Annotated in this window: 16 protein-coding genes; 3 read left to right on the plus strand and 13 right to left on the minus strand. The window is 43.2% G+C overall.

The window, feature by feature from the left end; genetic code table 11:
- Nucleotides 1–6 precede the first annotated feature (6 nt).
- The 4 genes from CIK89_RS05740 to CIK89_RS05755 all read right to left on the minus strand — a co-directional run bounded on the left by CIK89_RS05740 (nt 7) and on the right by CIK89_RS05755 (nt 5,735).
- A complete protein-coding gene (locus tag CIK89_RS05740; protein ID WP_094390446.1) occupies nt 7–1,299 on the minus strand; it encodes an O-acetylhomoserine aminocarboxypropyltransferase/cysteine synthase family protein in 1,293 nt (430 codons plus the stop codon).
- Between the two features lie 287 nt (nt 1,300–1,586).
- Nucleotides 1,587–2,837 carry an L-rhamnose isomerase gene (locus CIK89_RS05745; RefSeq protein ID WP_094390447.1) on the minus strand — a complete coding sequence of 417 codons (1,251 nt, stop codon included), beginning with the start codon at nt 2,835–2,837 and terminating at the stop codon, nt 1,587–1,589.
- A 16-nt stretch (nt 2,838–2,853) separates the two neighbouring features.
- On the minus strand, nt 2,854–4,335 hold the full coding sequence (locus CIK89_RS05750; protein WP_094390448.1) for a rhamnulokinase family protein: 1,482 nt from the start codon (nt 4,333–4,335) through the stop codon (nt 2,854–2,856).
- A 98-nt stretch (nt 4,336–4,433) separates the two neighbouring features.
- Nucleotides 4,434–5,735, minus strand: coding sequence for a glycoside hydrolase family 28 protein (locus CIK89_RS05755; protein ID WP_371593287.1), 1,302 nt, complete (start codon nt 5,733–5,735; stop codon nt 4,434–4,436).
- Nucleotides 5,736–5,960: 225 nt separating this feature from the next.
- On the opposite strand from CIK89_RS05755, the gene CIK89_RS05760 reads away from it, so the two are divergent.
- A complete protein-coding gene (locus CIK89_RS05760; protein ID WP_158214979.1) occupies nt 5,961–9,494 on the plus strand; it encodes a DEAD/DEAH box helicase in 3,534 nt (1,177 codons plus the stop codon).
- 125 nt (nt 9,495–9,619) lie between these two features.
- Here the strand turns inward: CIK89_RS05760 and CIK89_RS05765 are convergent, their stop codons facing one another.
- From CIK89_RS05765 to CIK89_RS05805, 9 genes are all read right to left on the minus strand, one after another.
- The gene (locus CIK89_RS05765) at nt 9,620–11,098 is read right to left on the minus strand and encodes an L-fucose/L-arabinose isomerase family protein (protein ID WP_094390450.1); all 1,479 of its coding nucleotides are present in this window, start codon (nt 11,096–11,098) and stop codon (nt 9,620–9,622) included.
- A gap of 62 nt (nt 11,099–11,160) precedes the next feature.
- A complete protein-coding gene (locus CIK89_RS05770) occupies nt 11,161–12,747 on the minus strand; it encodes a ComEC/Rec2 family competence protein (protein ID WP_094390451.1) in 1,587 nt (528 codons plus the stop codon).
- 34 nt (nt 12,748–12,781) lie between these two features.
- Nucleotides 12,782–13,927, minus strand: a complete 1,146-nt coding sequence (gene glf / locus CIK89_RS05775; protein ID WP_094390452.1) for a UDP-galactopyranose mutase — start codon at nt 13,925–13,927, stop codon at nt 12,782–12,784.
- Between the two features lie 360 nt (nt 13,928–14,287).
- Nucleotides 14,288–15,442, minus strand: coding sequence for an ROK family protein (locus CIK89_RS05780; RefSeq protein ID WP_254046625.1), 1,155 nt, complete (start codon nt 15,440–15,442; stop codon nt 14,288–14,290).
- 395 nt (nt 15,443–15,837) lie between these two features.
- Nucleotides 15,838–17,613 (minus strand): LTA synthase family protein, encoded by a 1,776-nt coding sequence (locus tag CIK89_RS05785; RefSeq protein ID WP_144007359.1) that lies wholly within the window; start codon nt 17,611–17,613, stop codon nt 15,838–15,840.
- A 1,155-nt stretch (nt 17,614–18,768) separates the two neighbouring features.
- Nucleotides 18,769–19,836, minus strand: a complete 1,068-nt coding sequence (locus tag CIK89_RS05790) for a transposase (RefSeq protein WP_094390455.1) — start codon at nt 19,834–19,836, stop codon at nt 18,769–18,771.
- Entirely contained in the window at nt 19,778–20,188 is a 411-nt protein-coding gene (locus tag CIK89_RS05795; RefSeq protein WP_094390456.1) for a hypothetical protein, read from the minus strand. The genes CIK89_RS05790 and CIK89_RS05795 overlap by 59 nt, the downstream gene beginning before the upstream one ends.
- A 72-nt stretch (nt 20,189–20,260) precedes the next feature.
- On the minus strand, nt 20,261–20,494 hold the full coding sequence (locus CIK89_RS14020) for an acyltransferase family protein (protein ID WP_094390457.1): 234 nt from the start codon (nt 20,492–20,494) through the stop codon (nt 20,261–20,263).
- Nucleotides 20,495–20,816: 322 nt separating this feature from the next.
- Nucleotides 20,817–22,094 (minus strand): ATP-binding protein, encoded by a 1,278-nt coding sequence (locus CIK89_RS05805; protein WP_094390458.1) that lies wholly within the window; start codon nt 22,092–22,094, stop codon nt 20,817–20,819.
- A 186-nt stretch (nt 22,095–22,280) separates the two neighbouring features.
- Here CIK89_RS05805 and CIK89_RS14025 point away from each other — a divergent pair, with 186 nt between their 5' ends.
- Complete coding sequence (locus tag CIK89_RS14025; RefSeq protein WP_144007360.1) at nt 22,281–22,631, plus strand: cellulase family glycosylhydrolase; 351 nt, start codon at nt 22,281–22,283, stop codon at nt 22,629–22,631.
- 458 nt (nt 22,632–23,089) lie between these two features.
- Nucleotides 23,090–24,352 carry a sialate O-acetylesterase gene (locus CIK89_RS05815; RefSeq protein WP_094390460.1) on the plus strand — a complete coding sequence of 421 codons (1,263 nt, stop codon included), beginning with the start codon at nt 23,090–23,092 and terminating at the stop codon, nt 24,350–24,352.
- The last annotated feature ends 241 nt before the right edge of the window (nt 24,353–24,593 follow it).

Consider the following 24,593-nt stretch of genomic DNA (forward strand, 5'->3'; position numbering starts at 1 on the left):
TACGGTTTATATTTTGTCGAATGCCTGGGATAGGTCGTCGATGATGTCGTCGATATGTTCTGTACCGATGCTCAAGCGGATGGTGCTGGGGGTGATGTGCTGCTGTGCCAGTTCTTCGGGACTCATCTGTGAGTGTGTGGTGGTATAGGGGTGGATGACCAGACTCTTCACGTCGGCAACGTTGGCGAGGAGGGAGAAAATCTCCAGTGAGTCGATAAACTTCCATGCGTCTTTCTCGTCACCCTTGATCTCGAAGGTGAAGATGCTGCCGCCGCCTTGAGGGAAATAGCGCTTGTAGAGCTCGTGGTCGGGGTGTGAGGCGAGCGAAGGATGGTTGACCTTAGCCACCTTGGGATGCTTGCTGAGGAATTCTACCACTTTCAGCGCGTTCTCTACATGGCGTTCTACGCGCAGACTCAGCGTCTCCAGACCTTGCAACAGGATGAAGGCATTGAAGGGAGAGATCGTGGCACCGGTGTCACGAAGAATGACGGCACGGATGCGGGTGACGAAGGCTGCTGCTCCTGCAACATCAGCAAATACTGCACCATGGTATGAGGGATCCGGTTTGGCCAGTGTGGGATATTTATCGGCATTGGCTTTCCAGTCGAATTTTCCACCGTCAACGATCACGCCGCCAAGACTTGAACCATGTCCGCCGATGAATTTGGTGGCTGAGTGAACGACGATGTCGGCTCCATGTTCTATAGGACGGATGAGGTATGGGGTGCCGAAGGTGTTGTCAATGATGAGGGGGATGTTATGGCGGTGTGCCACTTCTGCTACTGCTTCGATATTGGTGACATCGGCATTGGGGTTGCCAAAGGTTTCGGCATATACTGCCTTGGTATTGGGCTGAATGGCAGCTTCAAGTGCATCAAGGTCGTTTACATTGACAATCGTGTTTGTCACACCTTGGTTGGCAAGTGTATGGGTGATGAGATTGAACGAACCACCATAGAGGTTATCGGCAGCAACGATGTGGTCACCGTTCAATACGATGTTTTGCAGTGCGTAGGTTACGGCAGCTGCTCCACTGGCTACAGCCAGTCCTGCCACACCGCCTTCCAATGCGGCAACGCGGTCTTCGAAGACTCCTTGGGTTGAATTGGTCAGTCGGCCGTAGATGTTTCCTGCGTCACGCAGACCGAAACGGTCGGCAGCATGTTGTGAGTTGCGGAACACGTATGATGTAGTCTGGTAGATGGGTACGGCACGTGCATCGGTTGCTGGATCGGGTTGCTCTTGACCTACATGCAGTTGGAGTGTCTCGAAGTGAAGTTTCTTGTTGTTGCTCATAACTTGTTTCCTTTCTTTTTAGTTTGTGTTTATATTGTTTTTTATTTTGTGTCGTTCTCTGTAACAGGTGATGGAATGTTATGCTGTCGCTTCATCCTGTTTGTCTGATTGACGATGCAAAGGTACGGCGAAATCTGCATACCCGAAATACCCTATATGGGGCATTCCGCATACCATGTTTGTGGTATTCTTCAAAAACAGCCTATATAAATAAGGTGAAACCGCCTCACTCTGATGCAGGGGGAGGCGGTTTGGGGTGATTTTTCGTGTTATCTCTGTGACAAATATCAGCGTTTTGATGTCACGTCTTTCTCGTATTGTTGCACGCAGGCCATATACTCTTCACCTACGGGCACGTTGTTCTTCATGTTGAAATAGTCGAATACTGCACCAAAAGGCATTGATTTGGCTTCTTCCATCAGGGCAAGGCGCTCGAAGTACTGGCCGTTGTCTTCATACTCACGGAGCAGGGCTTTGGGTTCAAGCAGTGCCTGGAGAATACATTTCTGTGTGGCGCGAGTGCCTACGATATAGGCGCCGATGCGATTGATGGAGGCATCGAAATAGTCGAGGCCGACGTGTGCACGGTCGAGCGCGTCTGAGCGAACCAGTTCTTTGAAGAGGTCGAGCGTCTGATCGTTCATGATGGTCACGTGGTCTGAATCCCAACGTACAGGACGGCTGACATGGAGCATCAGTTCGGGCACGTACATGAGAAGGGTCGATACAAAGTCGCTAACGTTCTCGGTCTGTTCGTAGTGACCGGTGTCGAGGGTGTACATCTGTTTGCGGGTAGCACAGTAGGCGGTATAGAAGTCGTGTGATCCTACAGTATATGATTCCAGTCCGATGCCGAAGAGTTTGGCTTCGAAGCAGTTTTTCACTCCATCGAGTTTCTCTGCCATGATTTGGTCGAGCGAGTCAGCCAACAGTTCACGGTATTTCTTACGCTGTACAGGAACATCCTTGCTACCGTCATGAACCCAGATGTTCATGATGCAGGGGTCGCCCTGTGCCTTGCCCATGGCATCGGCAATACGGCGACAGCGCTTGGTGTGCTCTATCCAGAAGTCGCGAATGGCTTGGTCGGGGTTAGACAGCGAGAGACTGCCGCTCTTGGGATGTGAGAATGATGTGGAGTTGAAGTCGAGCTTCATATTGTTGGCTTTTGCCCAGTCTATCCAACTCTGGAAATGTTCTACACCGCATTGGTCACGGTCAACGAACTTTCCACCGAAGTCACCATAGATTTCATGGAGGTTGAGACGATGGTTTCCTGCTATCAGGGTTTTTACAAATTCGATGTCCTTTCTGACCTCGTCAATGTTTCGGGCTCTTCCTGGATAGTTTCCCGTGGTCTGTATGCCACCGCTCAAGGCATCGTTGCGCTCAAATCCCACTACATCGTCAGCTTGCCAGCAATGTAGTGAAATCTGTTGCTTTTCGAGTAGTGCAATAGCCTCGTCTGTATCTACACCGATGGCAGCGTAGCGCTCTTTCGCTACGGCATAAGCCTTTTCTATCAGATCTGTTTTCATTGTTTTGTTAGTTTTATTATTGTTGTTTTGTAATTTTCAAGAATTTCGAGTATGCGGCATCCCATGCGTCTTTGTCTTTAGGTTCGTAGCGTTGCATCTCGATGGAATCGGCTATGATGCGTCTCATCTCCCAGATAGTAGTCACACCTCCTGTTGCTTGGGCTTGCATCATGATGTTGCCGATGGCTGTACCTTCCTGCGGTCCTGCTATAACGGGAATGCCTATGGCATTGGCTGTCATCTGATTCAGATGCTTGTTGAGTGATCCTCCGCCGATGATGTGGAGCACGTGGATAGGACTTGTCGCAAAGTCTTTCAGCCATCCGAATACCTGTCGGTAGCGAAGTGCCAGAGAATCGAAGATACAACGGCAGATCTCTGCTGGGGTTTGCGGTATGGGTTGGTTGGTGTTGCGGCAATAGTCCTGTATGGCTGTGGTCATACTTGTTGGGTTGGCAAACGAGGTGTCGTCCGGATTGATGAGCGAACGGAACGGCGTCTCTTTCATGGCCAATGCCTGCAGTTGGGCGTGTCCCATCTGTCTGACCTCTTCACCCCATTCCTTTCTGCAGCGTTCGTAGAGCCACATGCCACAGATATTTTTGAGGAAACGTGTCGTATGTTCTATGCCGCCTTCATTGGTGAAGTTGTATGCCTGACTTTGTTCGTTGATGATGGCCTCTGGTGTTTCTATACCCATCAGACTCCAGGTACCGCTGGAAAGATAGGCAAAGTGCTTGTCAGTGGCAGGTACGGCTGCCACGGCACTGGCGGTATCATGTCCTGCTACTGCCACTACGGGTATGGATCCCAGTCCAGTGAGGTGCTGTACCTCTTCTGTCAAATGGCCTACGATAGTGCCTGGTTCTACGATGTCGCCAAACTGATTACGTTGTAATGCCACAGTTTCTAACAGTGCGGGGTCGAGGTCTCCAGTCCTTGGGTTCAACATTTGTGATGTCGATGCGATGGTACGTTCACAGATGTTTGTTCCTGTCAACATCCATGTTAGGGCATCTGGAATGAAGAGAATCTTTTTGGCGTGACTTAGCGCTACATTGCCTTCCTGTCGCATGGCATAGAGTTGGAACAACGAGTTGAAATTCATGAATTGTGTTCCTGTTGTCTCATATACCTGTTGTCTGCTGCACACTTGCTCCAAGTATTCCTCCATGCGTCCTATAGTATATGGATCGCGATAGGATAGGGGATTGCGCATGATGGCATCATCTTCGCCCACGAGTACGAAATCCACACCCCATGTGTCGATGCCTATGCTGACGATGTTGAGTTGTCGTTTGGCAGCTGTTGTGAGTCCCTTGATGATTTCCTGATAAAGGGCGAAGATGTCCCAATAGACATGTCCGCCAGTGGTGATGAGCGGATTGTCGAAGCGTATCAGTTCCTCTTGTTGTAGCTTGCCGTTGGCAATGGCACCGATGATGGTGCGTCCGCTTGTTGCTCCGAGGTCAACGGCAAAGTGGTATTGTTGTTGCATTGTCTTTGGTTTCTTGAGTCAGTAGATGATATGACGGTTTTCTTAAAAGAAAGACGGATGACCGCTGTTTCTGTCATAGGTCATCCGTCGTTTTTTTGTTAGAATGTCATGGGTTTCCCGTCAAATGTGAAATCATCAAGTATGTATTTGTCGGATGGCTTCACATCGAACATATCTGGTGTTTCTACCTTTATGCGTTGCATGGAGATGTTGTTGCATCGGGATGGAGGCAGATCACGGTCTCCTTTTTGGAAGAACTGTGTCCATGGGTGGATGAATAGGAACCGACGGCAATAGCCTGTAATGTCTTCTACCGTCACATATTCATAGTGCTGAGGGGTGTCGAGTCGCATCTTGAGCCACAGCACGCGGTTGGCATTGTCGGTATGGCAACGGCGCAGTATGATGTTGCGGTCGTGGAGAGATTCTGATCCTAGCGTCAGACATCCATGAACAGTACCATAGTGGCAGTCTTCTATAAGAATGCGTTCACATGGACCGTTGGTGGAGTCACGGTCGGCCCATGTTCCCTTTCCGCCTTTCAATACCACGGCATCGTCACACACATTCATATAGCAACCGCTAACTAAAATATCGGTGCAGGCATCAATGTCAATGGCGTCTGAACTGGGGGCACCGCGTTTCGGATCTGGAGGATAGATGCCACTTGTAGGAGCATAGATATAACAATCGAGGTAGCGCACATGGTCGCTTTTGTAGATGTGGTTGGTCCAGAAGGGACTATTGATAAGTCGCACATCCTGAATGGTAACGTTGCGGCAGTTGGATAGATAGGTCAGTCGTGGGCGTTGCTCATCCTTGTTGGTGCATTTGGCATTCCATGACCGACGTGTCCAGAATGCCTGCCAGTAGCGCAGACCATTACCGTCGATAGTGCCGTTACCTGTGATAGTGAAACCGTCGAGTCCGTCAGCATTGATGAGGGCAGGGAAGTATTTGCAGGTTTCTCCTTCTATGCGGGTGGTCAGTACAGGGAAATCGATGATGTTGTCTGAACCTTTCAACTTTCCTCCTTGTTTTATATGCAGATGTGTGCCTTGACGGAAAAAAAGTGCGCCGGTGAGGAATGTGCCCTCAGGTACAACTACCACACCGCCTCCTTCCTTAGCGGCCTTGTCTATGACCTTTTGCAAGGCTGTTGTTTGTACGATAGTACTGTCGTTGTTCACGCCGTAGTCAGTAACCATATACTGTCTGCCGAGTGTTTCCGGATTGATCTTTGTTTTGTTTGTAAACCATGCGTCCATGACTGTTCCGTCAGGCCATGTGGCTGGTGTGGCTTTCTTTTTGGCTTCAACTGTTATAGTGGTCAGAAACAGTGTGACCATGATGATGAACTTAAAGACACCGGATGGGTAAATGTTTTTCTTGTTTGTCATTTTGTTTATGTAGTTTGTTTTAGTAGATAATCTATTACATCCTTAGGGGGGATCTTGTGATGTGTTTGCAAAAATAAGCAATTCTTTTGAAACAACCAAGCGAAAGGCTACCTTTTCTATTTTGTTTTTGTTTCCTTGTGTCATGATATCCTGTCAATGTGTAGGACTTGTGAGATAGATTTTGTATCTTTGCACGTCGAAGGATATGAAAGAAATGCCAAAATTATGAAATATAAGGTGTATAGTCAGAAAAAATGGGAACGAAAGGTAGGGCAAAACCATACAGCAGTAAAAACCATAGGTCCGGATACTGCTTCATCGTTCTATCTGCTGCTAGAAAAGGCATGCACCACTGCCGATCCCGTCAATGTCAGATATGATATGGTCAGAGATGTGTTCCGACGTGTTGTGGAACAGGGCATTGCTGACTGCCGCATCGCCTTTGTGGGAGCATTTGCAAAATTAGACTATTGTATCAAGGAATATCAGATACCATATCGGGTGGCATCGCTCATACAGTTGACGCGAAAAGAACTCTTCCCTGAATATAACAGAAAGGGCATTCTTACGGAGTCGAAGCTGGCAGATGCTTTTCCTCATAACCTCAAGGCAACTGCATTGTTGGTCTATCATATCTGTGGAAAGAAACCGTTGCCGGAATCGTTAAAGCGGTATTTCCCCATTGCTGACAGAAAAACCACTTGGGGAAAATTCGATGAGCGTGTCATGCGTGTAGTTGTCGAACGGTGGGACGATGATTATATCTGGGCAACGGATGAGATAAACAACAGTACGCTGAAGATTTGCTATGGTAAAGACAATAGAATATTGACGCGTGAGGGAAAGTTTGATTGGGGCTATTTGAAAGATGCTTTATGGGATGGAGCACAGCTCAATCTGGTGCGTCTCCGTAAGGACGATAGGGGTGAAATATATTATCCAGAATTAATAATCCTAGAACCTGACTATCTGGTCAATATCACCAATATTGCCAACTGTTTCACCACTTATGCAGAGTCGGCTGTCGTCAACCTCATCAATAAAATCAAACCACAGTCTAATACACTTGCCATCCATCTCGGCCTTCTGGCTGGTCGTATGCTTGACGATACCATTCATGGTCGCCATGTGTCTGTTGATGAGAGTGTCCGTGAGTTCGTTAAAGATAATGTGTTGGCGCTGATAGCCTGTAGCGAGGTTAGGCAGGGTTTCGCACAGTTTAAAAATGATGTTGCCGTGCAACAGCGGAATATCGATAAACTCATTGGGCATGATTTGCCTCAGGCTATTGGTGAATATAACAGTAATGATGTCATGCTCGAACCGACTTTCTTCAGCGATGTGCTCGGCATACAAGGTCGTTTCGACCTGCTCTATGAAAAGGATGGGGCATATACCATTATAGAGCAGAAATCAGGAAAAGGCGAGTTTGTTGGCTATAATACTCCTGGTTATGATCCCGATGTGCCACGAGCTCGTGAATGCCATGCTGTACAGATTATCCTGTATCGTGCACTTTTTCAGTATCAGTTCAATAAATATGCCGAACAACTCAAACATCTGATGCTGCTCTATTCCAAGTATGAAAAAGGTCTGCTCATGGTACCGCAAAGTCCCGAACTGCTGTTGCGTGCCATTAAGATACGTAATATGATCGCATGGTCGGAAATTATGTATGCCCAAGAAGGTATGGATATCCTAACCCAACTCACCCCCGATATGCTAAACAGCAAAAAGTCGACTACAGGATTGTGGGAAAGATATACACGGCAAGAACTATCGGACTTGCTTGATCCCATCGGACGAGCTACAGATCTTGAACGTGCTTACTATCTTCGATTCATGCGATTTATCGAGAATGAGACTCTCCTCTCAAAAGTGGGTAACCGAGAAAAAGAGGACTCTGGGTTTGCCAATATCTGGCATGCCACTCTTGAAGATAAAAAGGCGGCAGGAAATATTTTTGATAGCCTCAGTATCGATAGTATGGAGAGTAATCAAATAGGTGTTTGTAGTGTCACTTTCAAGTTCAACGACACGGAGTCGGCTGATGCAACCAATTTCCGTGTGGGCGATATCGTTATACTCTATCGTTATGAGAAAGAACAGGTGCCTGATGCCTGCCAGCAGATGATTATCAGGGCGAATATCGAGGATATTGGTGAGCAACAGATACGTCTTCGACTTCGTTATGCCCAGAATCCCAGAATCTTTGATGACCATCAAGATGATTGGTGGGCGATAGAACATGATATGTTTGAATCATCTTCCAATGCATTATATAGCGGTATGCATAGTTTTCTTTCTGCGACCAAAAGTCGGCGTGATCTGATTCTATTGCAACGCGATCCTAAGATTGATACTTCGTGTGTGTTGAAAGGCAACTATGGTAACTTCAATACCTTGACTCTTCGTGCAAAGCAAGCACGCGACCTCTTCTTGATTATAGGACCGCCAGGAACTGGAAAAACTTCCTATGGACTCGTCAATCTCCTCAAGGAAGAATTGTTGGAAGAAGGTACCAGCGTGCTGTTGTTGTCATATACCAATAGAGCGGTTGATGAGATATGCAGCAAACTGGTGGAAATACGTGAAGAGAATGCTGATTTCGATTTTATACGTATTGGTAGTGAACTCTCTTGCGCCAAAGAGTATTGTGATTATCTGCTCAGCAATAAAGTCAAGGAGAAAACAGGAAATGCTGTCAAACGGTTGATAGATACTACAAGGGTGTTCTGTGGTACAACAGCGGCATTTAACGCCAGTCTGTCTATCTTCTCTCTCAAACATTTCTCGCTGGCCATTATCGACGAATCGTCACAGATTCTCGAACCACATCTCATAGGATTGCTAAGTGCGCATGATGGTCCTAAGGAAGCTATAGATCGCATCGTAATGATTGGTGACCACAAACAGTTGCCCGCTGTTGTGCAACAATCGGAAAGAGAGTCGGCTGTCAGCGAAACCATACTACATGATATTCATCTCACAGACTGTCGTAATTCGTTGTTTGAACGCTTGCTGGCTCATTTCAAGACCGCAGGTGGTTATGATTCACGATTTGTCTATATGCTTACCAAACAGGGACGTATGCATCGGGATATTGCCGATTTTCCAAACCATGCCTTCTATGGTGACAAACTCGATGTAGTGCCGCTCGGCCATCAGTTGTTGCCACAGCTCCAAGTGAACTCCGATAATGGTATTGTCAAGATGTTGGCAACACATCGTATCGCTTTCGTGGCAGCTGAACGTCCACGTCTGTCTCCATCGGTAAAAACAAATGCTATTGAGGCACGGATGATTGCTGCAACGGTTTTTCAGATCTATAAACTGACGGAACATTCGTTTTCTATAGAAGCGACTGTTGGCGTCATCGTACCCTATAGAAACCAAATTTCAACTGTGCGTAATGCAATCGATCAGTACGGTATCTCCGTCCTTCACGATATTACCATCGATACGGTGGAACGTTATCAAGGTAGTCAACGCGATTATATCGTTTATGGTTTTACTGTTCATCAGCCCTATCAACTCAACTTCTTGACCAATAATGTTTTTGAAGAGAATGGCGTGATTATCGACCGCAAACTCAATGTGGCTATGACTCGTGCTCGGTTGAATCTGATTATGGTTGGCAATCCTGCTTTGCTCAGCATGAACCATACCTTCAGTCAGTTGATGGAGTATGTGCGTGGAAAAGGTGGTTATATTGATGTGAAACCAAATGACTATTGTCTGGGACGTTTCCAAATATAGAAATGATTTCTGTTTTATAGGCCTTTCTGTAGATGTGGGCTTAAAGATTGGAAATAAAGAAAACGGCTGCCATCCGATATGGAGGCAGCCGTTGCTGATTTTATTTGGGAATTGTTACTTTCGTATTATGCCCATGGATTCTCTGTGGGATAAGGCAGAGACTTAGGCTGGTTGTAAGCGATATCCTTCACGCCGAGATACTTGAATACCTCGAAGAGGGTCTTGCCAACGTGGTCGAAGGCAACGGCTCCGTGGTGAGGATAACCCTTCTGGATGAGGACGTGACGATAGAAACGACCCATTTCGCGAATACCGAAGATACCGATACCACCGAATGAACGTGTGGGAACGTCAAGTACTTCACCTTCTGCAATGTAGCTGCGAAGGTTGCCCTCTGAGTCGCACTGCAGACGATAGAATGTGATGGGGCTTGCAGCGATGTCGCCTTCCAGGGTACCACGTGTGAAGTCGGGTTTGCAGCCGTTCTCCAACAGACGGTTCTGGATGAGCTGGAACTTGATGGCGCGGTTTGCACACATCTTGCACTGAGGAGTGTTACCACAGTGGAAGCCCATGAAGGTATCGGTCAGTTTGTAGTCGTATTTCTTCACGATGTCCTCGTCGTAGATGTACTGAGGTACAGAATTGTTGATGTCGAGCAGAGTAACGGTATCGTCAGAAGCACACATACCGATGTACTCAGAGAGTGCACCATAGATGTCAACCTCACATGCTACGGGAATACCGCGGCTGGCGAGACGGCTGTTGACATAGCAAGGCTCGAAACCGAACTGGCTTGGGAATGCAGGCCAGCACTTGTCGGCAAATGCAACATACTTGCGTGAACCCTTGTGAGCTTCAGCCCAATCGAGCAGAGTCAACTCGAACTGTGCCATACGACGGCTGAGGTCTGCATAGTAGCGACCTTCACCCATTTCCTTAGCCATATCCTCGCAAACGGCATCGATGCGTGGGTCGTTCGCGTGCTCCTTATAGGCAACGAGCAGGTCGAGCTCAGAGTTCTCTTCAATCTCAACACCCAGTTCGTAGAGACCCTTGATAGGAGCGTTGCAGGCGAAGAAGTCCTGAGGACGTGGACCGAAGGTGATAATCTTCAAACCCTTCAAACCAATGATGGTACGAGCAACGGGAACGAAGTCTGCCATCATCTTGGCAACTTCTTCTGCAGTACCTACAGGATACTCAGGGATATAGCCCTTCAAGTGGCGCATGCCAAGGTTGTAAGAGCAGTTGAGCATACCGCAGTAAGCATCACCACGGCCGTTGATCATGTCGCCGTCGCCTTCTGCTGCTGCGACAAACATGCAAGGACCGTCGAAGTTCTTAGCAATCAAAGTTTCAGGAGTCTCAGGACCGAAGTTGCCGAGGAATACAACCAATGCGTTGCAACCTGCAGTTTTTACTTCTTCAATGGCCTTAAGCATATCTTGTTCGTTCTCTACTGTTGTCTGGCAGTTGAAAACTTCGCCTTTGTAGGCTTTAACGATGTTTTCACGACGCTGTGTTGACAACGCAATGGGGAAACAATCACGGCTAACGGCTACGATGCCGAGCTTGACTTGAGGAATGTTGTTACTTGTCATAATGAATTTGTTGTTTAGTACTAATATTGTTTTTTTTGTTTTATGGTTACAAAAGTACACAATTATTTGATAATACAATGCATTTTAAGATATTTTATATATAAAATAAATGCAAATCCCATGAGTATGTAAATAAATAGTGTCAAAACCACACTAAAAGGCTCAAAATTGAGGTGGCTGTATGGTATTTCTGTGACTAATTGAAGTAGGTGGTTCATGGTTTTTACCACGAACGAAAGGGCTATGACAAATAGGTCGGATAGCCACGGAAACCATATTGTTGTCAAGGCGAGGATGGTGAGGATAATGGTTAGGGTGGCAAGGGGTATAAGAAAGAAGTTTGCCAACAAGGCGCAGGGGTTGAAAACTCCGAAGTGATAAGCCACCAAAGGGGCCGTTCCTATTTGTGCTGCAAGGGATACAAGGGTTATGCCCCATATCCATTTGACTATCCGATGGTTCATGAGCCATTCGATGGGGATGACTTTTTTAAAGAAACTGTTTCCTAATAGTATTGCGCATACGGCAACGTAGGAGAGTTGGAAGCTGACGTCGTATAATGCTAATGGATTGATTATTAGCATGACAATAGCTGTGAATGATAATGTGTTGATAGGGGCAGAGTCACGACAGCCAACAGAAAGCAAGGCATAGACAGATATCATGAATGCCGAACGTGTGACACTTGGCGATAGTCCTACCAGTAAGGCATAGGCCCATAATGTGGTCACGATGATGGCTTGGGAAATGAGTTCCGCTTTTCGCCAGTTCATCAAAAGGTTGATGATGAAGAAAATGATGGTTAGGTGCATGCCGCTCAGCGCGAGGATATGGGAGGCTCCAGCCTGAGTATAGGTGGTTTTGACGGTAGGAGAGAGGTCGGAGCGGTCGCCTAATGTCATGGCTTTGATGACTCCTTCTGTTGCTTTGTCCAGTTTCCATTCTTGGATATGCTTGAGCAGGATGTTGCGATAGGTCATGAAGCGCAGCCGTAGACGTTCGATGCGTGAGAGGTGGCTGATATCCACAATTCCCCAGTCCCAATCAAAGGGGCGTACGTATGCTTCGCCTGTGAATCCTCTGCTTGCCATAAATCGTTGATAGTCGAAGGTGCTGTGGTTTTGGTTTTTAGAATGATTTTGTTGTTTCAAATGATCAGAAGCGATCTTGTTAGAATCTTGGCGTGTTGTAGAATGGTGTAAATTGGATGTTTTGTTTCTAATCTCATGGATGTGTGTTGTCAGAATCAGTCCGTCGCCAACGGATATTTCTTGGCTGTCGTTGCTTTTGGCAATATGGCAACGTACCTTTTGTCGGGAGTTTGCCAGCAATACATCAACCGTCATGGTCTTTGTTTTCTCTATCGGTTCGTCAATTACTACAGCTTGCCATTCTGCAGGATATTCCGGCCAACAGACTTTCATGTTGTTTTCTTGGTATTGTCGTATGATGCAACCGAACAGCGTTACACATATTAATATAGTAGTGGTCTGCCAACGGGGATGATAACGGAGGAAGAGTGTTATGATAAGTATTCCCGCCATTGCGGCGAAAACCACTATTGGGGCTTTTATCCACTCGCCTATGACGATGCCGACTATCAAAGCAATGGCTACGGGAAGTAATGGTGCTTCTATTCTCAACATCATGTAGCCGTTGTTTTTGAGTTTTGTAGTTAAGTTGCTATTCTCTTTCAGAGGCAAATAGTGGCAAGTTCATGACTTTCTCCACGATAGGTGCCATGTCGTAGTATTTGTATTCTGCCAAACGACCACCGAACATCACGTTGGCTTCTTGTTTTGCCAGCGTTTCGTATTGTAGGTAAACAGCAGTATTTGCTTGGTCGTTGATGGGGTAGTAGGGCTCCATGTCATCTTTCCATTCTGTGGAATACTCTTTGGAAATAACTGTTTTGGGCAGGTCATATACGGCCTGTCCGAACATCTCGAAGTGCTTATGCTCAATAATTCTGGTGTATGGTACGTCGCGTTCGGTATAGTTTATTACGGCATTACCTTGGTGGTTGGGAGTGTCTAAGGTCTGATGTTCAAACCGTACGGTACGATAGTTGAGCTTTCCGAATCGGAAGTCGTAGAATTCATCGATTCTTCCGGTAAAGAGAATTTTGTCCGCTTGCGCTTCCCAATATTCGCGATTTTCAAAGAAGTCTGCGTTGACTTGGGTGTCGATGCCTTCAAGCAGACCGTCAATCAGTTTGTTGTATCCTCCGATGGGGATACCTTGGTATTTGTCGTTGAAATAATTGTTGTCGTAGGTCAGTCGGATAGGTAGGCGTTTGATGATAAATGCGGGCAGTTCTGTACATTTCCTTCCCCATTGTTTCTCTGTATATCCTTTGATGAGTTTCTCGTAGATGTCTCGGCCTACAAGCAATTGTGCCTGTTCTTCCAGATTACGAGGTTCTGTCACTCCGTCGGCTTTCATCTTTTCTACGGCTTGCTGTTTCTGCTCGTCGATAATGTTTAAAGCCTCTTCAGGTGTGTTGATTCCCCACATTTCGTGGAAGGTATTCATATTGAAAGGCAGGTTGTAGAGCTTGCCTTGGTAGTTGGCAATAGGTGAATTGGTGTATCTGTTGAATTCTACAAATGAGTTGACGAAATCCCATACCTTCTTGTTGGATGTATGGAAGATATGTGCTCCATATTTGTGGACATTGATGCCTTCTATATTTTCGCAATAGACGTTTCCACCCAGTTGTGGGCGTTTATCAATCACAAGGCAGCGTTTTCCTTGTTGTTGGGCAAAGTATGCGAAGGTGCATCCATATAGTCCAGCTCCCACAATGAGGTAATCGTATTTCTTCATGCTCTAAGTTTTTTGTATTGATACTGCAAATTTACATGTTCTTTCCCGAAATTCCAAACAATTGTCGGATGAATTGTTATCTTGTGTCGTTTTTCGTCTCAAATCTAAAGTGCGGTTTGTGCTTGTCGTCCAATGGATTGCTCTCTCTATGTCTTCGGGATGCGTTCGGGTTATAACTATCCTTTTTATGTGCGTAGTTCTTCCCAAGTAAGTCCCAAGTAAGTCCCAAGTGAGTCCTCAAAAGATGCTCATTTATGGGAGACAGGTGGGAGTGACTTCCCGTCTGCAACGTTTTAGACTATTTGTACAAGTTGACGGCTGCTTGCCGGAAGCTTTTTTGTAAACAAAAAAAGTGTTTATTTAGCCTTTGATACTATCATTCAACAGTCTGTGTCTTGCCATGAGGCATGCTCCTGTAATGCCGGCAAGTCCTTTTAGACTTGAAGTCACAATCTGCGAATCTTCATTTACAATATTGAGAGAGAATTTCTTGATGCCCATTCTTGCAGGGAGGGTGAGGTAGTCGCCCGTTGCCGACATTTCGCCGCCGATGACCAGCATTTCAGGATTGAAGATGTTGATGACACCAGCCAGCTGTTTACCAAGTTCGTCAGCGATGTTCTGTAACGTTGCAAGGCTGAGCACATCTTCTTTGTCGATGGCCTCCAGTAGGTCCTTTAGTGTGAGTTCCTCTTTTTGGTTGAGCACTTTATCCGAGAGAATAGAGGTCTTGCCATTTAAGATTTTTTCTGTCAGTTTTCTCTTGAGTGCCCTTCCTGAAACTTCTGTTTCTATGCAACCGATCTTTCCGCAATGGCAGATAATATTATTATTATAGGCTGTCATGTGGCCAAATTCGCCAGAATATCCCGACTTTCCGTAGTAGAGTTTGCCGTCAATAATAATGCCGATGGCTAAGCCCCAACATACGTTGGCAAAAATGACATTCTTCAGTCCTTTGCTTCGTCCCTTGATAAACTCAGCAAATGTCATGCTTCTTGTGTCGTTTTCGATGCAGACGGGAATCTGAATAAGTTTAGTGAGTTTACTGGTCAGCGACTCCTCAAGGAAGGTAAACATGTTGTAGGCATTTCCCTCAAAAGGATTCACACGCTCTGCAATATTCACGCAAATTTGGAGGATTTCTTCTTTAGCGTAAGGAAGTGTAGCAATGAAATCGTTGATAATTTTAGCCATTTGCTCCAGATTCTCAGGAGTGTTTTCGTATGTATAAGGGACTCTTACCTTTTCTGTAATCAGATTGCCGCAGAAATCGCTTGCAGCAAGAGCAAGACAGTCCATTTCAGGGTTTACACCAACAAAATAGCCTGCGTTAGGAACAAGATCATAAGCCATAGGAATGCGACCGGAAGAGATGTCTTTTTTTCCGACCTCTCTTACGAGTCCTGCTTTGATGAGTTCGTTGATGGCGCTTGTCGCAGTAGGAAGACTAACGCCAACAGCCTTTGACATTTCTGGAATAGTAAAAGTACCTTGTGATACAAACTGTTCCAAGATTCGACCCTGAACTGATGATTTTTTATTTATGTTCCTAATGTGTTTTAGTAACTCGTCCCTCATATATAAAATTTTTGCTTATACAAAAGTACTCTATTTTGTGTCCCTTTGCAATAGTTTGAAAGTTAATAAAGTTTAATATTGCGAAAAATGCCTCATATTTTGTGTTTTTAAGTATAATATCGACTATCAAAGCTCTTCATGTTTCTATGTGGATGGATAACAGACTCTCTATTCATTTAAGATTATCAACACAGATCATGTCTTTCCCTGGAATGAAGTATTGGTACAGCTCTATGAAATAGAAATCATACCCATTGGCAGAATTAAGTATGCACTAAATTAATTCCGCCCACAGGTTATGTATTCTTATCGTCAAGCGGAATTACACCCTATTTCCGTGATGGGAAGTAATCTCCATTAATAATCCATTCTGAGACACGATATGATGTAGCATCTACAGAACTCTTATAATGAGGATTCAGGAGTGTATGTCCAAGTCCTTTCCATTTGCTATCAATATTCAGTATATCAAGAAGAGTAGTAAAGACATCAATTTGATGGAAATCTTTGCCCCATGCAGATTGTTTGTCGATATCCCCATTTACAATAAATAAAGGCGTGCGATCTGATAGCTTTCCTTGCATTTTCAGCATATCAACATGTGCATAATGATCAGATGCGATGACAATTAGCGACTGATGGTATAGTCCTTTTTGTTTGATAGTATCGAAGAATTTCCTTAGCTGACTGTCCGTATAATGGCAAGTGTTCAAATAATTTTTGTATTCAACAGGTAGTGTTTTATTTCCTGCAAGATAATCTTCCCCATGATATTTGTCATAGGGACTATGCGTTGACAAGCTCAATATCAAAGAGAAAAATGGCACATCATTCTTATTTAATGATTTCGAAACGAAGTCGAAAATCATCTCATCGTCAACATCGCCGTCTTTGCCGTCTTTGATGTCTTCAATAGAATATGAATAATCTATTCCATAGACATGGTTCATGTGTGCCTGTTGCCAAAGATTCGGAGAAGTGGGAAAGTAAATCTCTGTACGGCAATTTTTCCATGTCTTTTGAAGAAGTTTTGGAAGTGAAGGCAGAGCTTTGTCTTTTATTTGCCCGATAGTCATCTGGGTTTTGAGAGGAAGGATTCCGTTCATATATATGAATTGGCCATCACCTGATTCGCCACACCCTATATCAGATTTCATATAACCATTATAGAAGACATTCTCCTCTCTCTTTAGCTGATTGAGAAAAGGTGTTATCTCTTTTCCATCAACCACTAATCCTATCGGTTCTGACAAGAAAGATTCAAGCAAGACAAAAATGACATTACGTATTTCAGGATTACGTGGATGATGGGTCGTGCGTAGAGAATAGTCGGTTGCTACATCATTTATCTCTTTTTTCTCTTCGGAAGTCAAATTAGTGGTCTTCAGCAAATCATATATTTCAAAACAGGCTACGCGTAAAGATCCCGTCTGGAAATGAGCCAAATTGGGAGTCCCCCCACAACTGGAGTCATAGAGCAATTCTTTTATACGAAAAAAATACAGGTCGCTGTTGTTTCGATAACGGGGGTGAGCAAAATGATATGCGGAATATGCCACAATAGAAATGACGACAGACATAAGAGGTATCACGATAAGACGGACCATTACTTTTATATCAATTCGTCTGTCTGTAGTCTTTTTGTATATGAGGAAAAAGCAAATAGATGTAAATATGAAATAGGAATCATACCAATGGAATTCAGGCAAAATACTGTTAATGACGAGACTGTTGCCTAGCCCAGATGTCTCTTGAATGACAGACAATGGCAGGTATTGAAAGAAAAAACGACCATAAACAACGTTGACAAATGCCCAAGCCAACGTAACAACTTGAATCATGAGCAAAGCCAACTTCATATTTCGTTTTACGACCAGAAGACATAAAAGAAACATGACAGAAACGTCAAAAGTGATGGCACAGAGATTGATAACTTTCGAATAAAGCCATGTCCATTCTATAAAATTGTTTACGTAAAAATAATAATGCATGAACAACAGGTTCATAAAAGGGAAAAACATCAGTAGTGATTCCTTCTTATAGTCATGCCGGATTATATTTATGAGGCCTTTTCTCATATCACTTAAATTGACTTTTAATTTCACAGCACATTAGTTTTCAATATTTTTTTTAGCGATAAGCAATAAAAAAATGTTATTACAAACGACAAAGGCGACAATCAAAACATCATTGTAGTGATTTGTCACGTACGCAGGTGTTTTCTACCTGTGGCTTATCGATCCTTACGGCAATTCCACTCCATAATCCACACAAAACACAGATGGCTGACTTACAAAATTCCGCCAAGGCCCAAAAGACACACAGAAAGCAAAGATACCCATAAGCACCACTTCGCATTTGCAATTTTTTCCTTATACATAAAATAAAAGACGATACCTACAATAGGAAACAAGAATGATACTATCAAATTAAGCATGCAAACCGCTTTCTTACGTAAATTTCTCATATTTTATTTATTTTTCATATCACTACTGACCGGTTAAGTTTCACCATAGCGAAACTTGGCGATCATCTTCCAGATTTTGATTAATTGTCGTCTCGTCAAATAGTTCATCTACCCAACAAATTACTGCAGGTCATATGTATAAAAGCAGATGCAATGCCCCTTTCATTGCCCAACGACTTACTCCTGCTAAAGCGACAAAAGCAACAATCCTAAAATTGATTAGACATTTTGTTCCATATGCAATATTCCTTTGTACGTCCCCAATACATTTTTTATTAAGTTATAGGTTTCTTTTGGACACAAAAGAGGCGTGGGAACTTCCTATTGTCTATTCCACGATTCAAGACGCTAGCATTGCCTGTTGTAGTAGAACAGACAACGTTAGAGCCCACGCCGATATGATTATCGCACCAAATGGAAAGCCCATACGCAGGGTATAAGCCTCCACTGGTTGCAACATAATCACAACCATGAGCATCTACCGTTGCTATGTTCATGACTACAATACTGGTAATTTGCTAGATTCCGATTCGTCAAGAACAAAGCGTCAAGTAAACGCCTTCCATATGTCGTATCTCCACCCACCCCTTTTCCACCTTAAAGACTTCAATCTTAGAGGCATGGTATGCGCAGAGACTTAGACTCGTTTCCTTCGTGCAAAACACTCCGTCACGATGTCCGCTGCAAAGATAACGATTTATTTCATAACGACAAAAATTATCGACTTTTTTATTTAAACTTTCGCAAGCAACTATTCTGAGGATTTTTCTGGCTCACCCGTAAAATCCTGTGTCTACCCAAAGATCATAGACAATCTATAGAGAAAAAAGTCAAGATCTACAACCCCTCTGAGCTGAGCTCTAAATTGCTTTATCTTTGAGTTGAGTGACTCGGCAGATGCATTTGTTGCACGGTTGATAAAATAGTTGAGTACTTCATCTTCCCTGTCACGTATAGTGTCAGCAGCAGTGTTGAAAGAGTCATTGGCAAAGGCCTTGCCCTTCTCGTACCATTTCTGCATGCTCTCGTATGCCGAAATCCATGTCGTTTTTGGATTGCTGAATATCATGCGTAGAGAGTGTACGATAGAATAGGCTTCTTTGAGGTCTGGATAGCGCTCGAACAAGAGAGAGATTCTTTCCTTCTGTGTCGTTGTCCATTTTTCTCCAGAAACCATAAGTGGATAGCGACTGCGAGAGAGCAGTTCCGGTATAGTGTCACCATTAGAGAGTCTCTCTGGCACAAAGGCCTTATTCTTACGAATAGGCTTGCGTCCACGCTTGTCCTTCTTGTTCTTCTTTCGACGTTTGAGGCTTCGCTCATACTTTTCCTTGAGCTGTTCCTTGAAGAGTTTACGCTGTTCGTTCTGGAACTTCTGCTCCTCCTTCTTATGTTTGAGACGGAGTTCTTGCATGGCATCACTTACAAGTTGCTGCATATGGAATCTGTCAAGTGTTATGGTAGCACTAGGGAAACATTCAAGTACAATCTGACGCATACCTTCCGAGAAGTCCATCGTGACTTCACGCACTTTACAACGTAAGTACCAATGTATCTTTTGTATGGCTGCTACAACATCTTCCACCTTCGTACCCCTTACGATGGATACTAAAGCCCCTTTACGGCCATGGGCATCCTTATTGGAGATTACAGTGTATAGATCTCCATTTGTGAATGCTGTCTCGTCTATGCTGAGGTTTGGCCCTATGTTACGAGGAAATATGAGCCACTTCTGTGCATGAGACTGATGCTTCCAGGTACGAAAGTCGCTAAGGTAATCCTTGTATGCACGTCCAAACTCGTCAGCCTTTATGTGATATGGTTTCTGGAGCGATCTGGCAGTAATCGGGGATGTATCCAAGGAATTCTTTTAAAAAAGCCGCAAACTCCTTTGAGTAGCGGGTTCCTTTGGCAACCATATGCCAGTCTTTTGATATGCTCTTGCCTTCCACATTCTTCCATCTGCGACGACGCACATGGAGTACGGTGCGATACTCGCGTATAGGAAAGTCGTTAATACACGATTCTTCATAGAACCCATTAGGTATAGCATCCGGTGTACCCTCAGGCTTAAGATTCTTCTCGTCAAGGTAAAGATGAAGACGATGTTCTTCACCAAACCGATCTGATTCAACCTTGGTTAAATCGAAATACTCTGTCATCTCACCGGGAAGAATGAACTTAGCTAACGTCATATATGGATTATCTTTCATACTTGTAACTTTCATTAGACACATGCAAAAGTACTAGCAATTTTCGAGAAACAAGCATTATCTATCAAGTAATCAGACACAGGGTTTTACTAGTGACCCAAAAAATAGTCCGGAAAGTATAAAATAAAGGGGCATCATGAATAGATTCAGAGTGTTGAACGTGTTTCCTGCTGATTCTCCAAATACATGAAGTAGCACAACTAGGCAAATGCAAAATCCTTTTGTTAGGTCAACAAACTCAATCCTTTTTGTTGATGCTTTATTTGTATTATGTTGTATGTCGTTTGTATGGAAATCTGTATTCATTGTTTGTTTTATTTATGGTGCAAAGTTATTAATATTCAGTGAGATAAGCAAAATTGTGGAATAAAAATTGTGTAATATGTGTTTCATCCTCCTAATAAACTAGGAAATCTCTTGATTAACGTCATTATAATCATGTGTTGGATATGACATCAAAAGGTGCGAGAAATGGTAAAGTCGTGTGGAAAATGTGATGATTTGAATATAATCCATTGAAAATTAGTGATTCTGCAAGAAAAATAAGATGAATGAATAGATTACTTCTAGAAGAATTGGAAAATTATTACATCAGTCCTGTTCAAAATGTTCCGTAATTTGTTAGGTGTTATTCTTTTAAACATCCAATGGGAACGACATAAACTCCGTCTTCTCTTCGAATGGCGTATTTTGATACACCGGTGATAACCATTAGAAAAGCTGGGGATTTCATCTTGCTGGAATCAATCTTTGATGCAAGAGAAAGCAGATTCTTTGCACCATCATTGATGTTTTTCTCTCCACCGAGTTTGATCTCGATGAGTCCGTAACTGCCATCACGCAGATGAATCACGGCATCACATTCCAAACCGTTGCCATCGCGATAGTGATAGACGGTACCATTTAGTGCATCAGCATAAACACGCAGGTCGCGAATGCACATTGATTCAAAAAATAGCCCCATGGTGTTGAGGTCGTTGACCAAGTCCTTTGGTCCGATGCCTAATGCTGCCACTCCTATGGATGGGTCAGAAAAATAACGTGTGTCGGAAGTACGTATCGCAGTTTTGCTTCGCAGATTGGGATTCCATGCTGCAGAATCTTCTAAAACGAAGATTTTTTTTAGCGCATCAATGTAGGATGCTACTGTTATGCGATTGGTGGGTGTTGTGTCGTTGTTTTCGATATCGGCACAAATGGTATTGATGGCTACTTGTGTGCATTGGTTTCTTGCGAGCGAACGCAAGATTCTTTTTGCTTTTTCTGCATCACGATTCACGTTGTCAATGCGTGAGATGTCGGTATTGACCACTGCTTCATAGTAGCTATAAGCCATGTCTAAGGCTACTTCTTTATCTACTATTGTTGCTTTTGGCCATCCTCCACGACAGATAAGCCACGCAATGTCATCGATATTATGGTTGTTGGTGGCGAAAATATCAAGGTTTGGATGGTCAAATAAATCTTTTAGACTTACTTCATTGCTGGAATCTCCAGATTCAGAAAGACTCATCGTTCTCATTGTTAACCACGAAAAGCGTCCTGTACCAGTGTGATGAATGTTGCTGTTGTCGGCAGGAACTGCTGATCCCGTAAAGATAAATTGTCCCAAACCATCTCGATGGTCAATCTCAAAACGTGCAGCATCCCAAAGTTGTGGGGCAAGTTGCCATTCGTCGATAAGGCGAGGTGTGGCGCCTGCAAGCAGGTTTTTGGGTGAAAGTTTGGCCAATTCAATGTTCTGTGCAATGAGTTCTGGGTCGTCCATATAGACCACACTTTGTGCTTGTTGCTCTGCTGTGGTGGTCTTGCCACACCATTTAGGACCTTGTATGAGCACGGCACCAACACTTTTCAGTCTTCTTGATAGTATTTTGTCTGCAATTCTTGCCTTGTATTCTTTCATAATTGGATTTCCTTTTTCGGTTGCAAAGTTATTAATAATCTGTGAGATATGCAAATTATTAAATGGCTATTATACAATTTGTGGCATTTTTACTATACCGTTTGAGGGGAATCTACTATACAATTTGTGGCTATTTTATTATGCAGTTTGTGGAAAAACGGTGATAACATTAGGGGGTGATAATTAGTGAACCCTATATTAAGAGGTGGACAGCAACTTATAGACTGCGACCCATTGCACAATATTTTATTTTCTGTCCACATGTATGGTTCCTGGAATGACTCCCAAAAAATTATCAATAAACTGACAGAAGTCAAGAATAAACAATTGCCTTTGATTGTTGGTGAGTTTGGCTACAACTATAACGACGGCAAGAATAATCTTGGTTGTAAGGCCGACCATCGTACAATCCTAAAAACATGTCATCAACAGGGTTATGGTTTTATGCCCCGTTTTTTTAGAGGTAAAGATATAATGCGTATCTATATACAATGCAAATATACGCAATTATGTTGGAAAAACATAATTTGTTCTTAAAAAGTTATTGTTTCTTGTTTTTTACTTAATCGCAATTTAGATAAATGACGTGCCGTGTGATGACCAAGGTATGTTTATTGAATAACAATTTTGAGCTTTCTGTGTAAAATGCTTGTATGTTAATGTTTTTTTGTGTATATTTGCGGAGAAAATTGCATTCGTTCACTAAAAGTGGACGAGTTTGTACTTGAATTAATTAGGTTCACGTGAATCGCTTTGTTCTTTGTCTTTTTTGAATATAGCTAAAAAGGGGGCTTTTATATTTGTCAATGACATGGTATCTGAGAACACAAAAACAATCAAATGTACTAACTAAATAAAATTTAACTTGTTTGTTTCCTTTATCCGTTTGACATTAAAAATGCGACTTTAAATTGTCGCGTGATAAAAGTATCCGGTACCAACTATATTTCAAGAGATTCGAGGAAGTAAGATGACTTTAGTGAACTACAAAGGAGATGAAAAAAATGAAAAAAGACTTGTTTTTTGTTTTCATACCAATCGTGTTCTCATTTCTGGCTTGCCAGAATCGTAATGATGACAGTAAGGTTGTAGTTTGTGTGCCTGTCTATGGACAGAGCTTGGCGTTAGGTGAAGAAACGCAACGAATTACAAATCTCGATAGTTTGAATGAACTTTATGACTATCGAATAGTGGGTGAGAATCTGAAAAATGAATTTGGCTATTATGACTGCAGTCCTGTCAAAAGAAAGATCAAACGTGTTCTAAAACTATCCAAACGTGATTTTGAAGTGTCTGTTTATGGTATGGCAGAGGCTTTGGTGAACGAGTTGGGAAAAGACACCATGGTCTGTGTCTTTGCTGGTGGACAAGGAGCAACACCTATCAATGGTATAAGTAAAGGCACTGCTCCTTATGTGCGTTTTCTCAATGATATTAAGAATGCGAAAGAGAAAGCAGATGAGAAGGGAATGAAATTCTACGTTCCCGCAATATGTTGGATGCAAGGCGAGTCAGACATGTATGACTATACAAATGTTGATTACAAACAAAAGTTGAATCAGTTTAGTATCGATATCAATAAAGATATAAAGGCAATTACTCATCAAAAGCAAGATATCAAGATAGTATCTTATCAAACGAATATGTTAGCTTTGTGCAATGAGTTCTGTCAGAATGAATATAGTTTATATGAGACAAGCATACCACAAGCACAGATGGAGTTAGTTCGTGACAATTCTTTCTTTGTTGCTGGAACGCCTACTTATTTTTTGTCTTTTGCCCGGGAACGTATGCATATAAATGCAATAAGCCAAAAACGTGTTGGTTATTATAATGCGGAATCGGTTATAAGCATTATAAGAAATCAAAAACATCGTGGGTTGTATCCAAAGAAAATAATTGCTGAAGGAAGAGAGGTAAAAGTTGTTTTAGATGTACCTTGTCCTCCATTAGTAATAGATACTATAGAAGTTAGCAAAGTAGATTATTATGGGTTTAATGTTGTTACAGCCTCTAATGAATCTATTATTAAAGATGTTGTGGTACATGGAGATACCATTTTGTTGAAATGTTCACAGATAGTGAAGGGTGCTAAAGTAAGGTATGCTGTAAATGGTCAGAAAGGAAAAAGTGGTTATTTAAGAGGAGCTCGTGGAAATCTTCGTGATAGTCAAGGTCTTGTCAACGCTGCGATAGTCCCCAAAAAGATATACCCAATGCATAATTGGTGTTATCAATTTGACATACTTGTTGAATAGATGGTGTGTTTTTGGATGACATGCCAAACCAAGTTACAGTGATTCTATATAACATGGTACGCTTTTGCGTTTTTCTTACTTAATTCTTGTAAGATATTGTTTTTTGGGGGAAGAATCACACTTCTTCTCCGAGGCTTTTGAACGCTTTTCGTATTTCACTTATCACGCATCTGATGTATTTAAGATTTTACTTACCACGATTTCTGCGACAATAAAAATCCATGGAGAACACTATACGAGT

Source organism: Prevotella sp. P4-119, from assembly GCF_002251345.1.
In the GTDB taxonomy this organism is placed as follows: domain Bacteria; phylum Bacteroidota; class Bacteroidia; order Bacteroidales; family Bacteroidaceae; genus Prevotella.

Excerpts from the sequence above, each read along its gene's own strand:
- CIK89_RS05765 (WP_094390450.1), bottom strand. The coding sequence starts at position 11,098 with ATGACAAGTAACAACATTCCTCAAGTCAAGCTCGGCATCGTAGCCGTT.
- CIK89_RS05760 (WP_158214979.1), top strand. The coding sequence starts at position 5,961 with ATGAAATATAAGGTGTATAGTCAGAAAAAATGGGAACGAAAGGTAGGG.
- glf (WP_094390452.1), bottom strand. The coding sequence starts at position 13,927 with ATGAAGAAATACGATTACCTCATTGTGGGAGCTGGACTATATGGATGC.
- CIK89_RS05805 (WP_094390458.1), bottom strand. The coding sequence starts at position 22,094 with ATGAAAGAATACAAGGCAAGAATTGCAGACAAAATACTATCAAGAAGA.
- CIK89_RS05770 (WP_094390451.1), bottom strand. The coding sequence starts at position 12,747 with ATGATGTTGAGAATAGAAGCACCATTACTTCCCGTAGCCATTGCTTTG.
- CIK89_RS05740 (WP_094390446.1), bottom strand. The coding sequence starts at position 1,299 with ATGAGCAACAACAAGAAACTTCACTTCGAGACACTCCAACTGCATGTA.
- CIK89_RS05755 (WP_371593287.1), bottom strand. The coding sequence starts at position 5,735 with ATGACAAACAAGAAAAACATTTACCCATCCGGTGTCTTTAAGTTCATC.
- CIK89_RS05815 (WP_094390460.1), top strand. The coding sequence starts at position 23,090 with ATGAAAAAAATGAAAAAAGACTTGTTTTTTGTTTTCATACCAATCGTG.
- CIK89_RS05750 (WP_094390448.1), bottom strand. The coding sequence starts at position 4,335 with ATGCAACAACAATACCACTTTGCCGTTGACCTCGGAGCAACAAGCGGA.
- CIK89_RS05795 (WP_094390456.1), bottom strand. The coding sequence starts at position 20,188 with ATGAAAGATAATCCATATATGACGTTAGCTAAGTTCATTCTTCCCGGT.
- CIK89_RS05745 (WP_094390447.1), bottom strand. The coding sequence starts at position 2,837 with ATGAAAACAGATCTGATAGAAAAGGCTTATGCCGTAGCGAAAGAGCGC.
- CIK89_RS14020 (WP_094390457.1), bottom strand. The coding sequence starts at position 20,494 with ATGAATACAGATTTCCATACAAACGACATACAACATAATACAAATAAA.